Raw genomic sequence first — 13,798 nt, forward strand, 5'->3', positions numbered from 1 at the left:
CCTATCGGTTTGAGGGTCGTTCCCGGTCGATCCAGGCCCAGATGACCATGACGACATAACCCAGGCACAACGCGATCAGCGTCACCCAGGCGAAGGTCAGCAATGCCGCCCCGACAAAGGCCACGCCGACCAGGAAGAACTTGACGTTCTCGCGCGAGATCCGGGTGGTCTTGAAGGACCAGGTCGGGATGCGGCTGATCAGCAGCAGCCCCACCAGGACCATGTGCAGGCAGATCAGTATCGCCGGCAGCATCGGCCGGTCGGCGAAGGCGAAGGACAGATACATCGGCAGCATCACCAGCAGCGCCCCGGCGGGCGAGGGGATGCCCTCGAAATAGGCGCTGTCGCGCTGCGTATCCTCGGACTTGGCCGAGACGTTGAAGCGTGCCAGCCGGATCACGCAGCAGACGGCGAAAAGCAGCACGCAGATCCAGCCCAGGCCGCGAGAGTCCCGCAGCGCCCAGAAATACAGGATCAGCGGCGGGGCGACGCCGAAATTCAGGAAATCGGCCAGCGAATCCAGCTCGGCCCCCATCTTGCTGGAGGAGCCCAGCAGCCGCGCGATCCGCCCGTCGATGCCGTCCAGGATGCCCGCGGCGATGATCAGCAGCGCCGCCGGCATGTAGTCGCCCTGCACGCCGAAGCGGATGGCGGTCAGCCCGGCGCAAACCGCGACGATGGTCAGCACGTTGGGCAAGAGCTGGACCAGCGAAAATTCGGTCTGCGGGCCGGTGGGTTGGTCCATCACGCCTCCGCCTGCCCGGCCGGCGCCAGTTCGGCGATGACCGATTCGCCCGCGACCATGGTCTGGCCGATCTCGACCAGCGGCACCACGCCCGGCGGCAGATAGACATCCAGCCGCGAGCCGAATCGGATCAGCCCGAAGCGTTCGCCCCGGCCCAGCCGGTCGCCGGGCTTGACGAAGCAGACGATGCGGCGCGCGACCAGCCCGGCGATCTGCACCACCGCCAGGTCGCTCCCGTCCGCCATGCGGATGCGCAGCCCGTTTCTTTCGTTGTCGACGCTGGCCTTGTCCAGCGAGGCGTTGAAGAACTTGCCCGGCCGATAGGCGACCGCCACCACCTCGCCCGCCACGGGGCTGCGGTTCACATGGCAGTTGAAGACGCTCATGAACACGCTGACGCGGGTCAGCGGGGTGTCGGCCATGCCCAGCTCGGCCGGCGGCACCGCCGGCTCGATCAGCGAGACGACGCCGTCCGCCGGGCTGACGACCAGTCCGGGCCGCGCCGGCGTCACCCGTTCGGGATCGCGGAAGAAGTAATAGCACCAGACGGTCAGCCCGACCCCGATCCAGCCCAGCGGCTCCCATATCAGGAACAGCAGCAGGGTGGCGGCGGCAAAGGCCGCCACGAAGCGGATGCCCTCGCGGTGCATGGGCTTGATGAAGGTGTCGCGCATGCGCATCTGGCATTCCCCATGGGCTGATCGGCGCCGCCAGTCATAATGCGATTGAAACCGCACGCAATAGCGCAGCCTGCCATACATGTTGTCCCTGGCGCGCGGTCCTTGCCGCAGGGGCATCCGGCCGCCCCAGGGCGCAGGCCCCGGTCGCGGGGCCCGCCTCAGGATGTCACGCCCGCCGGCCGATGCCCAGCAGCTGGTAGAGCGCCAGCGCCGCAAAGGTCGAGGTGCCGATGCCGCCCAGCGAGAAATTGCCGATGTTCACGGTGAAATCCCCCGCCCCCATGATCAGCGCCACACCCACGGTGAACAGGTTGCGCGGGTCCGAGAAATCGACCTTGTTGTCCACCCAGATCCGCGCCATGGCCGAGGCGATCAGGCCAAAGACCGACACCGCCAGCCCCGCCAGCACCGGCGCCGGGATGGTTTGCAGCACGGCGCCGAACTTGGGCGAGAGCCCCAGGAAGATCGCGATCGCCGCCGCCATGGGAAAGATCAGCGTGGAATAGACGCGGGTCATGGCCATGACGCCGATGTTCTCGGCATAGGTGGTGACGCCGGTGCCGCCGCCCGCGCCGGCCAGCATGGTGGCCAGCCCGTCGCCCAAGAAGCCCCGGCCGATATAGCGGTCCATGCTCTGCCCGGTGATCGCGCCCAGGGCCTTGATATGGCCCAGGTTCTCGGCCACCAGCACGATGGCGACCGGGGCGATCAGGCTGATCGCCGACCATTCGAAGCGCGGCGCGGTAAAGTTCGGCACCCCGAACCAGGGCGCGGCGGCGACGGCGGCGAAGTCGATGCCCGGCACCAGCCCCAGCCCGTTGCCAAGGACCAGCACCAGCCCATAGCCGAAGAGCAGCGCGACCAGCACCGCGATCCGCCGCGTGGCCTGCCGGCCATAGACCGAGACCATGGCCATGCACAGCACGGTCGCCAGCGCGATGCTCAGATGCGCGTGGCTGCCGGCCAGCTGCTTGACCGCCACCGGCGCCAGGTTCAGCCCGATGGACATGCCGATGGCGCCCGTCACCGCCGGCGGCATCAGCTTTTCCACCCAGCCCGCGCCGATGGCCATCACCACCAGCCCGATCAGCACATAGACGAGGCCGGCGGCGATGATGCCGCCAAGCGCCACGGCGATATTGGGGTTCGGCCCGCCGCCGGCAAAGCCGGTCGCGGCCATGATGACGGCGATGAAGGCAAAGGACGAGCCCAGATAGCTGGGCACCCGCCCGCCGGTGACGGCAAAGAACAGCAGCGTGCCGATGCCGGAAAAGAACACCGCGACATTGGGATCGAAGCCCATGATCAGCGGCGCCAGGATGGTCGAGCCGGACATCGCCAGCAAATGTTGCAGGCTCATCGGCACCGCCTGGGTCAGCGGCAGCTTTTCATCGGGAAGCACCGTGGCGCCCGCGGCGGGGCGCCAGTCAGGAAAATAGCCCATCACGTCTCTCGGATTCTGTTCGATGGACCGGCTTGTGGGCGGGTTTGCGCAAAAAGGCCAGTGGCAACCGCGCAATGGCGCAAATGCCCTGCCTTGCCGGGCGCTGCGACCAAGTGCCGCGCAAGTAAAATGCGAGCCATCTGGCATATTGATACATTCATAGGATCGAATATGAATACATCCAACATCTGGCTCGGGTAACTGGGAACGCCGCCCCGACCGTCTTGTGCTTACCTGTAGGACGCCTGCGTGCTGCGGCTGGCTTGACGGTCGTTGCAGGCTCGGGCGGGTGTCAGCGCATGTGGCCGCAGAACCGGAAACCACGCTCCGGGGCCGGCCGCAAAAGGTCACGGAGGAGGCCGAATGACAGGACGAGACGATTTCCGACCCTCTCGCAGGGGAGTGTTGAGCTTTGCCCTTGCCGGCGCGGTGACGGCGGGACTGGGGGTTCGCGCCGCCCAGGCCAGCAGGATCGCGACGAAAGCCAGGATCATCATCATCGGCGCCGGCGCCGGCGGCACCGCCTTGGCCAACCGCCTGGTGCAGCGGCTGGACGGGGCGCAGATCACCCTGATCGACCCCAGGGCGCAGCATCTTTACCAGCCCGGCCTGTCGCTGGTCGCCGCGGGGCTGAAGCCGGCCAATTACGTGGTGTCCAAGACGACCGACTGGCTGCCCTCGGGCGTGACGCTGATCGCCGAGGCGGCGGCTGCCATCGACCCCCTGGCCAAGACCGTCTCGACCGAAAAGGGGCAAAAGCTCGACTACGACTTCCTGGTGGTGGCGCCGGGCCTGGTGCTGGATCACGGCGCGATCCAGGGCTTTTCGCTGGACATGGTGGGCAAGGACGGGATCGGCGCGCTTTATGCCGGGCCGGAATATGCGGCCAGGACCTGGCAGGCGGCGTCGAAATTCACCGAGGAAGGCGGCATCGGCCTGTTCGCCCGCCCCGAGACCGAGATGAAATGCGCCGGCGCACCGCTGAAGCATACCTTCCTGCTGGACGACATCGCCAGCCGCGGCGGTGCCAAGGGCAAGTACGAGATGCATTACACCTGCCCGCAGACGGCGCTGTTCTCGGTGCCGATCGTCGCGGAAAAGGTGCGCATGCTGTTCGCCGAGCGTGGCGTCGCCACCTATTACGGCCATACGCTGAAATCCATCGACCCCGGCCGCAAGACGGCGCGGTTCGAAACCGCCGCCCCCGACCCGGCGACGGGCGAGATGGTCAAGTCCACCACCGAGATGCCCTATGACTACCTGCACGTCATCCCGCCGCAGCGCGCGCCCGAGGTGATCCGGCAGTCGGGGCTTTCCTGGGCCGACAAATGGACCGACCAGGGCTGGGTCGAATGCGACATGAAGACCCTGCGCCATCTGCGCTACCCGGAGATCTTCGCGCTTGGCGACGTGGCGGGCGTGCCCAAGGGCAAGACCGCGGCTTCGGTGAAATGGCAGGTTCCGGTGATCGAGGACCATCTGGTCGCCGCCCTGCAGGGGCGCGAGGGGACCGAGATCTATGACGGCTACACCTCCTGCCCGCTCATCACCCGCGTCGGCCGGGCGATGCTGGTCGAGTTCGACTATCACAACAACCTGGTGCCCTCGTTCCCCGGCGTGATCGCCCCGCTGGAAGAGCTGTGGATCAGCTGGTTGATGAAAGAGGTGGCGCTGAAGGCCACCTATAACGCCATGCTGCGCGGCCGGGCCTGACGAAAGGGGAAGCAACATGAAAGAACTGACATTCGGCACCCTGATCGCGGTCTTCGAGGAAATCTTCGGCCGCGGCCTGTTCTGGACCATGGTCGCGCTCGCCCTGCTGGTCACGGCGGCCTATCTTTACGTGCTGATCCGTGACCGGGCGATGTCGATGCGCAAATTCCTCTGGGCGCAGCTGTCCATGCCCTTCGGTGCGATTCTGGCGGTGATCTTCGTCCAGCAGATGACGCATTCCGGCCTGCGCGACATCGGCGGGCCGATCGACGTGATCGTGCTTCTGGGCGTGGCGGTGCTGGGCGCGGTCGGCAGCGCCATCCTGGTCTATACCGTCCAGTCGCTGCTGCGGCCTCCGCGGTCCGGGCAGAATCCCTGATCCGGGGCGCAAGTGCAGGGTGGTCGGGCTCCGGGACCGCCCTGCGCTTGCGCGCAGGCTCGTCAGAAGGCCTGCACCAGCATCCAGCCGACCGATAGCGCCAGGATCAGGGCCATGCCGCGGTTGAACGCCCGCAGCCGGCCCTGTCCGAACCGTGCCCCGCCCCAGGCCCATGCGGCCAGCGAGGCCCAGCAGATCGCGCCGAAAAGCGCGGCGAAGACCACCAGCCCCGCCGCCGGCTCGGCCAGCGGCATCACGAAGGTCGAAAGCGAGGACAGCGCCGCCAGCCAGGCCTTGGGGTTCAGGCCCTGCACCAGCGCGCCGGACCAGAAGCCGGGCGCGGCTTGCCCCGCCGGATCGCGCCATGCGACCCGGCCGTCGTCGCGCAGCAGGCGCCATGCCAGCCACAGCAGATAGGCCGCACCGGCCAGCGTCAGGGGCCGGGACAGCGCCAGGATCCAGGTCGTTCCCGCCAGCAGGCCGGCACCAAAGCCCAGCAGCAGCACCAGGAAGCCGGCGGTCGCCCCGCTGACGAAGGCCAGCGCCCGGCGCGGACCAAACCGCGCGCCGGTCATGGCGCCGATGATATTGACCGGCCCCGGCGTAGCCGAGGCTGCCAGGGCGAAACTGGCCATCGCCAGGAGGGCCTGCGGGTCGGCCATGGTCAACGCAGCAGCGGCAGGCGGCCGCAGATCCGGTCCACCGCCTTGCGCGGCCCCGCCAGCAGGATCGCCTGCGGCGCATGATCGGCCAGCGGCGCGGCGGCGATGCGGGCGGCGTAATCGGGATAGTCCCGCGCCTCGAAGGCGGCGCGCATATAGGCCAGCCGCAGCTGCAGGGCCTCGGCCTGGGCGAAAAGGCCGGGCAGATCCTGCGGCGGCGCGCATAGCACCGGCAGGGGAACGGTTGTGATGCCGGGCAAGACGATGCCGTCGCCGGTAGGGGTCGCGCCGCCCAGCAGGTCGGGACGAAGCCGGCCCAGGCTCATGCCCAGGACGGCGGCGAAATTGGCCTTGAGCCCCAGGGGCAGGTCTGCGGCCAGGATGATGACGGGTTTCAATGGCATGGGCGAATCCTTTCCCGGACCCCGTGCCATGGATCGAGCGGGCAAGGATTGGACGAAATCGACCTACTAATGCCTCAGTAGCGCGCCGGGGGTGACGCCCAGGTGGCGGCGGAATTGGCGGATCAGATGCGCCTGGTCGCAAAACCCCGCCGCGACCGCAGCCTCAGCGGCGGGCACGCCCTCCAGCAGCAGCCTGCGGGCATGGCCGATGCGGGCCTGCAATACATGGGCATGCGGCGTCAGCCCGGTGGCCCGCCGCATGCTGCGGATCAGGTAAGAGGGGTTCAGCCCCACCTCGGCGGCCAGGTCGGCAAGGGCCAGCGCCTCGCCCGCCTCGACCCCGGCGGCGATCCGTGCCCGGACTGCCCGGACCGCCGCCGGCTCGTCCCCTGCCGGGCGCAATTCGGCGCGGCCATATTGGCCGAAGGCCAGCGCCAGGGCCCCATGCGCGGCCTCTTCCGCCGCAAGGCGCCAGTCGGGGCTGGGCGGGGCATTCAGGCAATGGGCCAGATGCGCCAGGGCCCGGCCCAGGCGCAATCCGCGGTCGCGCGGCGCGATGGCGGCAAAGCCGCGCAGGACACGCAGCCCCAGCACGGCGCGGACCGCCGCCTCGGACGCGTAAAGCATGGTATAGCGCACCCGGTCGGCGGCGGCGTGCCCAGTATGCGGTTCTTCGGGGTTCATCAGCGACAGGGTGCCGGCCGGCAAGACCATGGTTTCGCCGCGGCAGACATAGCCGCCCGCCCCTTCGGCGATGGCGCCGATGGCAAAGCCCTCATGTGCATGGCGGCCAAAGGTCTGGTGGCTGAAGGCGGCCTCGAACAGTTCGATGCCGTGATGCCAGCCGAGGTGGTGATAACGGTTTGCTTGCATGGCATCGGTCGTGGCAGGAAAGGCGGCCGGGCTTTTCCTTGGGAATAGGGCAACCATCCCGCCAAGACCAGCCATCGGCCCGGCGGCTCAGGTGCGGAACACCCGATAGACCGCCGGGATGACCAGCACCGTCAGCAGCGTCGAGGAGATCAGCCCGAAGAAGAGCGAGATCGCCAGCCCCTGGAAGATCGGATCGGTCAGGATCACCGCCGCCCCGATCATTGCCGCCAGAGCGGTCAGCAGGATCGGCCGGAAACGCACGGCCCCGGCGTCGATCAGCACCTCGGTCAGCGGCCGGCCGGTGGTGTCGTGGCGGATGAAATCCACCAGCAGGATCGAGTTCCTGACGATGATCCCGGCCAAGGCGATGAAGCCGATCATCGACGGCGCCGAAAAAGGCGCGCCGAACAACCAATGTCCGCCCAGGATGCCGATGAAGGTCAGCGGCACCGGGGTCAGGATCACCAGCGGCAGCCGGAACGAGCCGAACTGCGCCACGACCAGGATATAGATGCCCAGAAGCGCCACCGCAAAGGCCCCGCCCATGTCGCGGAAGGTGACCCAGGTCACCTCCCATTCGCCGTCCCACAGCAGCGTGCTGGCACTATCGTCCTCGGGCTGGCCGCGCAGCCGGATCTCGGGCTTGGGCAGGCCGGTCCAGTCCTGCGCCTCCAGCGCATCCTTGACCGCCATCATGCCGTAGAGCGGCGCCTCGAAATCGCCGGCGAGTTCCGCCGTCACCATCTCGGCCGGGCGGCCGTTGTGGCGGAACAGGATATGCGAGGCGCGCTCTTCCTCGATCCGCACCACGTCGCCCAGCTCGACCACGCCGCGATTGCCGGGCAGAAGGTCGGCCGGGATCGGCGTGGTCAGGAAATCCTCGCCCGGCACGCGCTGTTCGCGGGGCCGCTCGACGCGGATCGGGATGGGCGCGCGCCCCTCGCCCCGGTGGGAATAGCCGACCGTGGTCGAGCCGTTCAGGATGGCGATGCTGTCGAAGACATCCGATTCCGCCACGCCGTAGAAATCCAGGTCGTCGGGCGAGATCAGCGCCCGCAGCCGCGGCGCGGCATCACCCCAGGAATTGTCCACATCGACGATGAAGGGGACCGAGCGGAAGGCCGCCTCGACCTTTTCGCCCACCGCGCGGCGGGTCTGCGGGTCGGGGCCATAGATCTCGGCCAGAAGCGTCGCCATCACCGGCGGGCCGGGCGGAGGTTCCACCACCTTCAGCACCGTGCCCTCGGGCAGCGGCAGGGCCAGGATGCGCGCGCGCAGGTCCAGCGCGATCTGGTGGCTCGAGCGGTCGCGGTCATGCTTGGGCGCTAGGTTGACCGCCACCTCGCCCTGCTGCGGCTGGGTGCGATAGAAGGAATGCCGCACCAGGCCGTTGAAATTGAACGGCGCCGCGGCGGCGGCATGGGTCTGGACCGAGACCACCTCGGGCAGGTCCATCGCCACCCTGGCTACCGCCTGGGCCACGGCATCCGTCGCCTCGACCGCCGCGCCTTCGGGCAGGTCGATGGTCACGGACAGTTCCGACTTGTTGTCGAAGGGCAGAAGCTTCACCGTCACGTCGCGGGTATAGAACAGCGCGAGCGAGCCGAAGGTCAGCACGATCACCCCGCCCAGGAACAGCCAGGCGCGCCCCTTGCTGGCCAGAACCGGCCGGGCGACGGCGGCATAGGCGCGGCCCAGCCGGCCGCCCTGCCCCTCGGCGCCGTGGTGCAGCGGCGCGCGGCCCGCGACCTTCAGCATCAGCCAGGGCGTCACCGTCACCGCGACGAAGAAGGAAAAGATCATCGCGACCGAGGCGTTCGAGGGGATCGGGCTCATGTAAGGCCCCATCATCCCCGAGACGAACAGCATCGGCAGCAGCGCCACCACCACGGTCAGGGTGGCGACGATGGTGGGGTTGCCGACCTCGATCACCGCGCTGATGGCGGTTTCGCGACGGTCGGTGCCGCCCATGCCCCAATGCCGGGCGATGTTCTCGATCACCACGATGGCGTCGTCCACCAGGATGCCGATCGAGAAGATCAGCGCGAACAGGCTGACCCGGTTCAGCGTATAGCCCATGATCCAGGATGCGAACAGCGTCAGCAGGATCGTCACCGGGATCACCACCGCCACCACCAGCGCCTCGCGCCGGCCGATGGCGAGCCAGACCAGCGCGATGATCGACAGCGTGGCCAGGCCCAGGTGATACAGCAACTCGTTGGCCTTTTCGTTGGCCGTCTCGCCATAGTCGCGGGTGATCTCGACCTGCATGTCGTCGGGGATCAGCGTGCCTTGCAGTGCCTCGGCGCGGTGCAGGATCGCCTCGGCCACGGTGACGGCATTGGCGCCGGCGCGCTTGGCCAGCGCCAGCGTCACCGCCGGGCGCCGGGCGGAATCGCGGGTGACGGTGGCGACCAGCGCCTCGGCCGTATCGGAGACGAAACCCACGTCGGCCACGTCGCGGACATAGACCGGGCGGCCGTCGCGCGCGGTCAGCACCAGGTTGCCGATCTCGTCGGGGCTGCGCAGGGTCTCGCCCGCGACCAGCATCACCTGCTGGCCGTCGTCGCGCAGCATCCCCGCCGGCAGGGCGCGGTTGGCGCCCTGGACCTTGCCGGCCAGCTGTTGCAGCGTGATGCCGTAAAGCGCCAACCGGGCGGGGTCGGCGGCGATGCGGATCGCTTCCTCCGTCTCGCCGATCAGATAGGTCAGGCCGACATCGTCGATCTTGGCCAGTTCGGTGCGCAATTCGCGGGCGATGCGGGTCAGTTCGGCCGCCGTCACCCGGTCCGCCGCATCGGGTCGGGCCGAAAGCGTCAGCGCCACGATGGCCACGTCGTCGATGCCGCGCCCGAGCACCTGCGGCTCGGGGATGCCGACCGGGATGCGGTCCATGTTGGCGCGCAGCTTGTCATGCACCCGCAGCACCGCCGCATCGGAGGGGGTGCCGACCAGGAAGCGCGCCGTGACCAGCACGCCGTCGTCCTGGGTCTGGGAATAGATATGCTCGACCCCGTCGATCCCCTTGACGATGGTCTCCAGCGGCTCTGTCACCAGCTTGACCGCATCCTCGGCCCGCAGGCCGGGGGCCTGGACGCGGATGTCCACCATGGGGACCGAAATCTGCGGCTCTTCCTCGCGCGGCAGGCTGATCAGCGCGATGAGCCCGAAGGCCAGCGCCGCGATCAGGAACAGCGGCGTCAGCGGCGAGGTGATGAAGCCGCGCGTCAGCCAGCCGGCCAGGCCGGGGCTGCGGGGGGTATCGCCGGGGGTGTTCATGGGACGATCACCGTTTCCCCCGGCGCAAGGCCGGTCAGGATCTCGACCATCTCAATGTCGTCCTGGGCCAGGCTTTCGCCGGTCAGCACCGCCCGCCGCTCTTCGCCCGCGGCGCCGGCGACGCTGACGAAATCCACCCCGGCGCGGGTCGTCACCGCCACGGCGGGCACCAGAAGCGCCCGGCGCTCGCCCACGGGCAGGTCCACCGCCACGCGCGCGCCGACAAAGGCGTCGGGCAGCCGGTCGACCTCGACATCGGCCTGCACCCGGCCGCCCTGGATCAGCGGATAGACCTTGGCCAGCCGGCCCGCAGCAGCCTGGCCGCCGGCCCTGATCTGGATTTCGGCCCCTTCGGCCAGGTCGGCGGCATGGCGTTCGGGCACCGACAGGCGCAGGAAGAAGCCGCCGCCGCCCACGCTCGCCACCACCTCGCCCGGCATCACCACCGAGCCGCGCACGGCCGGTACGCTCAGCACCAGGCCCGAGACCGGGGCCAGGACCGCACCTTCGGCTTGCTGCTGCTCGATGACGGCGCGCTCGGCCTCGGCCGCGGCGATCTGGCCGCGGATGACATCGACCGCGGTCTGCAACTGCTCGACCCGCTGCTGCGAGGCGGCGCCGCGCTGCACCAGCGACTGGCCGCGCGCATAGTCGGATTCCGCCTCGGCCAGTTGCGCCCGCAGCGCCTCGATCCGCGAGGCGAAAGCCGCGATCTGGAAGGCGATCTTGTCGTCGCGGACGGTGGCGAGCGTCGCCCCCGCCTCGACGCGATCCCCCTCGCTGACCAGCAGTTCCACGACCGTGCCGCCGATGCGCGCCCGCGCCGGGATGGTGTCACGGGCCTCGACCGTGCCGTAGACGGCCTTCATCTCGGGCACCGCGCTCCAGTCCAGGATCAACGGCTCGGCCAGCGCCGGCCCGGTGGCGACAAGCGCGACAAGCAGCAGCAATCGCATGGATCGAACTTTCAGAAGGCGCAGCCGGGTTTTATGCCAAGCTTGCGGAAGATCATGGCCGCCGGGCAGAAGCCTGTAAAGGCGGATTGCAGCAGGTTGGCGCCGACAAAGACCGTCAGCCAGACGAACAAGGGCGAAACCCAGACGGTCAGCGCGACGGAAAGCAGGACCATGAACCCTGCAAAGGCAAGAATGGTGCGATCAAGTGTCATCGGGGAACTCCAGAACAGCCGATTGCCGACAGTATATACATATATACGTATAATCGGTTTCAAGGAGAATGTCTTCAACGACGCCCCGGAATCGAACCTGCAGCCTGCGACATTTCGCCTTGGTCGCAGCCCTCGGCCGGAACCACGGCTGCGGTTCCGGCCAGGATGCGCCGTCACCGGCGGATGCGCTTCCACCCGGTGATCATCGGGCGAATCAGGTTCTCGCGCTTCCACAGGCGATAGAACAGCACCGCCGCGACATGCAGCAGCACCATGGGCAGGACCAGCTTGCCCAGCAGGTCGTGCAGGGCCAGCCCCAGGCGCGAGATCCGGGCGCTGACCGCCCCGGCCAGCGGCCCGGTATTGACGTAATCCTGCGGATCGGCGACCAGGCCGGCCGCGACCTGCACCGACAGCACGGCCAGAAGCAGGATCACGAACAGCCCGCCCAGGGGATTGTGCCCCGGCCAGAAGCTGGGTTGCCGCGCCGGAAACTGCCGCAGATAGGCCAGAACCGCCCTGGGACCATGAAGGCAGCTGCGGAACCGCGCCGGGCGCGGCCCGACGAAGCCCCAGAGCAGCCGAAAGGCCAGAAGCCCGATCACCGCATAGCCGAACAGGAAATGCAGGGTCATGACATCGGGGCCGAACTTGCCCAATCCCCAGGCCCCGGCGACGCAGATCGCCAGCGCCCAGTGAAAGATCCGCAAGGGCAGATCCCACAGCCGGACCACCTGGGTAGGCTCGGCAGAGGTGGTGGCTGCGCCGTCGCGCATCCTAGAAATCCTTGGCGCGATAGCTGTCGTGGCAGGCCTTGCAGGTCGCCCCGACCTGGCCGACGGCGGGGGCAAGCGCCTCCTGCCCCTCGCCGGCGACGCCGTGCAGCGTGGCGACCGCCTCGCGGAAGGCCATGCCCTTGGCGCGGTAATCCTCGGTCTGTTCCCAGATCGCCGGCAGGGCGCGGGTCTTGCCGGCCAGGTCGGCATTCGAGGTTCCCGGCATCAGCAGGTCGTCATGCAGGTATTCCGACAGCAGCTTGAGATCCCCGGCCAGCGCCCGCGCCCGTTCGGCGTCATAGGGCGCCTTGCCCTGCGCCATGGCGGCCAGCCCGCCCATCTCCAGGTTGACCAGGCTGAAATAGCCGATGCGCGCGGCGGCAATATCGCCGGGCTCGGAAGCCTGGGCCGTGATGGGAAGGGCCAGGACGGCGGCGGCCAGAAAGATCTTGTGCATGGAAATCACCTTGTTGCTTGCTGTTGATGGCTTGCTGATGCGCGTTATGTAAAAGGCCGTAACATTCGAAACTTCGAAGATTAATGCGGCAAACTGTCGCGATCTGACCCCTCGCCTGGGCCGGGCACCGGCAGCCTGCGGGCGCATCTTGACCGTATATTCGCATTAATGTAGCTATGGAGCATGAGTGCCGACGTCAGCATAGACCCCGAAACCATGCGCGCAGCCGCCGACGAGGCCAGCGAGCTTCTGAAATCGCTTGGCAACCGCCATCGGCTGCTGATCCTGTGCCAGCTGGTGCAGGGCGAAAAATCCGTGGGCCAGCTGGCGGAATTCCTGGGCATCCGCGATTCGACCGTGTCGCAGCACCTGGCGCTCTTGCGCCGCGACAAGATCATCCTTGGCCGGCGCGACGGGCAGACGATCTGGTATCGGATCGAAAGCCAGCCGGCCCGCAAGGTGATGGAAGTGCTCTACAACACGTTCTGCGGCCCGAAGGGCTGATCCGGCGAGGCGCAAGCCCGGCCCGCAATGCCATGCGGCAGGCCGGGCGACGCTGGGCTCCGGCGCCTTGCTGCGGCAGGCCGCGGCCCTTGGCGCAAGCGAACCTCCTGTCCAGGCCCCGCCTTTTCAGGCCCAGCCTTTCGCAGGTGCCGGGTTACGCAAAGGCATCACGCCCTGCTCGCCACCGCCTGTTGCCGGCACAGGGCATAGAACGCCCGGACCCGCATGCCCGAGCGGCACCAGCCCAGCACCGGCCCCTTCGCCTCGGCCAGGATGCGGCGGAAAGCCGCAATCTGGCCGGCCGAGGGCTGGCCGGACACCGGAATGTGGCGGGCGGTCAGGCCCAGGCGCGCGGCAGCGGCGGCGATGGTGGCGAAATCGGGCTGGCCGCGTTCCTCGCCGTCGCGGCGAACGCAGACCAGCACCCGGAACCCGGCCGCGGCGACCGCCGGCAGGTCTTCGAGGCGAAGCTGGCCGGTGGCCGAGAACCGGTCGTCAATCTTGCGAATCCGCGGCTTGCCGCGCCGTCGAAAGGGCCACATTCATGCCCCCTGCCGATCGGCGGCAGACCGGGCCGCGGCCCATCGCTGCCCGATTTTGACCATTGCGATTCCGGCGGCCATTGTTGCGGTGAAGAGGACGGGTTCGGGGCGGATGAGGCCGATGGCGGGGATGGCGCCGCCGGGGCAGAAGCCCGACAGCCCCCAGCCCAGG

The 13,798-nt window shown here is 68.4% G+C and carries 16 protein-coding genes; 3 read left to right on the forward strand and 13 right to left on the reverse strand.

Features of this window, described 5'->3' with window-relative positions; genetic code table 11:
* Window position 1: 1 nt before the first annotated feature.
* The 3 genes from pssA to IT40_RS12490 all read right to left on the reverse strand — a co-directional run bounded on the left by pssA (window position 2) and on the right by IT40_RS12490 (window position 2,869).
* Entirely contained in the window at window positions 2-745 is a 744-nt protein-coding gene (gene pssA / locus IT40_RS12480) for a CDP-diacylglycerol--serine O-phosphatidyltransferase (RefSeq protein WP_036755390.1), read from the reverse strand.
* Complete coding sequence (locus tag IT40_RS12485) at window positions 745-1,425, reverse strand: phosphatidylserine decarboxylase (RefSeq protein WP_036755446.1); 681 nt, start codon at window positions 1,423-1,425, stop codon at window positions 745-747. Before IT40_RS12485 ends, pssA begins: the two co-directional genes overlap by 1 nt.
* Window positions 1,426-1,591: 166 nt before the next feature.
* Complete coding sequence (locus tag IT40_RS12490; RefSeq protein WP_036755393.1) at window positions 1,592-2,869, reverse strand: solute carrier family 23 protein; 1,278 nt, start codon at window positions 2,867-2,869, stop codon at window positions 1,592-1,594.
* A 402-nt stretch (window positions 2,870-3,271) separates the two neighbouring features.
* Between IT40_RS12490 and IT40_RS12495 the strand changes: the two genes are divergently transcribed.
* Entirely contained in the window at window positions 3,272-4,582 is a 1,311-nt protein-coding gene (locus IT40_RS12495) for an NAD(P)/FAD-dependent oxidoreductase (protein WP_243700224.1), read from the forward strand.
* A gap of 16 nt (window positions 4,583-4,598) precedes the next feature.
* Window positions 4,599-4,961, forward strand: a complete 363-nt coding sequence (locus IT40_RS12500) for a DUF5368 domain-containing protein (protein ID WP_036755399.1) — start codon at window positions 4,599-4,601, stop codon at window positions 4,959-4,961.
* A gap of 62 nt (window positions 4,962-5,023) precedes the next feature.
* Here the strand turns inward: IT40_RS12500 and IT40_RS12505 are convergent, their stop codons facing one another.
* From IT40_RS12505 to IT40_RS12540, 8 genes are all read right to left on the reverse strand, one after another.
* Window positions 5,024-5,623 carry a LysE family translocator gene (locus tag IT40_RS12505; protein ID WP_036755403.1) on the reverse strand — a complete coding sequence of 200 codons (600 nt, stop codon included), beginning with the start codon at window positions 5,621-5,623 and terminating at the stop codon, window positions 5,024-5,026.
* 2 nt (window positions 5,624-5,625) lie between these two features.
* Entirely contained in the window at window positions 5,626-6,027 is a 402-nt protein-coding gene (locus IT40_RS12510; protein ID WP_036755406.1) for a DUF2000 domain-containing protein, read from the reverse strand.
* A gap of 66 nt (window positions 6,028-6,093) precedes the next feature.
* On the reverse strand, window positions 6,094-6,900 hold the full coding sequence (locus tag IT40_RS30475; RefSeq protein WP_036755408.1) for an AraC family transcriptional regulator: 807 nt from the start codon (window positions 6,898-6,900) through the stop codon (window positions 6,094-6,096).
* A gap of 87 nt (window positions 6,901-6,987) precedes the next feature.
* Window positions 6,988-10,179: an efflux RND transporter permease subunit gene (locus tag IT40_RS12520; protein WP_036755411.1), complete on the reverse strand. Its 3,192-nt coding sequence runs from the start codon at window positions 10,177-10,179 to the stop codon at window positions 6,988-6,990.
* The gene (locus tag IT40_RS12525; protein WP_036755413.1) at window positions 10,176-11,135 is read right to left on the reverse strand and encodes an efflux RND transporter periplasmic adaptor subunit; all 960 of its coding nucleotides are present in this window, start codon (window positions 11,133-11,135) and stop codon (window positions 10,176-10,178) included. The genes IT40_RS12520 and IT40_RS12525 overlap by 4 nt, the downstream gene beginning before the upstream one ends.
* 11 nt (window positions 11,136-11,146) lie before the next feature.
* On the reverse strand, window positions 11,147-11,347 hold the full coding sequence (locus tag IT40_RS12530; protein ID WP_036755416.1) for a YgaP family membrane protein: 201 nt from the start codon (window positions 11,345-11,347) through the stop codon (window positions 11,147-11,149).
* Between the two features lie 173 nt (window positions 11,348-11,520).
* Window positions 11,521-12,123, reverse strand: a complete 603-nt coding sequence (locus IT40_RS12535; RefSeq protein WP_036755419.1) for a cytochrome b/b6 domain-containing protein — start codon at window positions 12,121-12,123, stop codon at window positions 11,521-11,523.
* 1 nt (window position 12,124) lies between these two features.
* Window positions 12,125-12,580, reverse strand: a complete 456-nt coding sequence (locus tag IT40_RS12540) for a c-type cytochrome (protein WP_036755422.1) — start codon at window positions 12,578-12,580, stop codon at window positions 12,125-12,127.
* Window positions 12,581-12,763: 183 nt separating this feature from the next.
* Between IT40_RS12540 and IT40_RS12545 the strand changes: the two genes are divergently transcribed.
* Window positions 12,764-13,084, forward strand: a complete 321-nt coding sequence (locus tag IT40_RS12545) for an ArsR/SmtB family transcription factor (protein WP_036755424.1) — start codon at window positions 12,764-12,766, stop codon at window positions 13,082-13,084.
* 167 nt (window positions 13,085-13,251) lie between these two features.
* Here the strand turns inward: IT40_RS12545 and IT40_RS12550 are convergent, their stop codons facing one another.
* Both IT40_RS12550 and IT40_RS30635 read right to left on the reverse strand, forming a co-directional pair.
* The gene (locus IT40_RS12550; RefSeq protein ID WP_036755426.1) at window positions 13,252-13,626 is read right to left on the reverse strand and encodes a protein tyrosine phosphatase family protein; all 375 of its coding nucleotides are present in this window, start codon (window positions 13,624-13,626) and stop codon (window positions 13,252-13,254) included.
* Window positions 13,627-13,797, reverse strand: a complete 171-nt coding sequence (locus tag IT40_RS30635; protein WP_341860333.1) for a DUF6691 family protein — start codon at window positions 13,795-13,797, stop codon at window positions 13,627-13,629. It abuts the gene before it with no gap.
* Window position 13,798: the final 1 nt, after the last annotated feature.

This window comes from Paracoccus versutus (genome assembly GCF_000763885.1).
Lineage (GTDB): Bacteria > Pseudomonadota > Alphaproteobacteria > Rhodobacterales > Rhodobacteraceae > Paracoccus > Paracoccus versutus.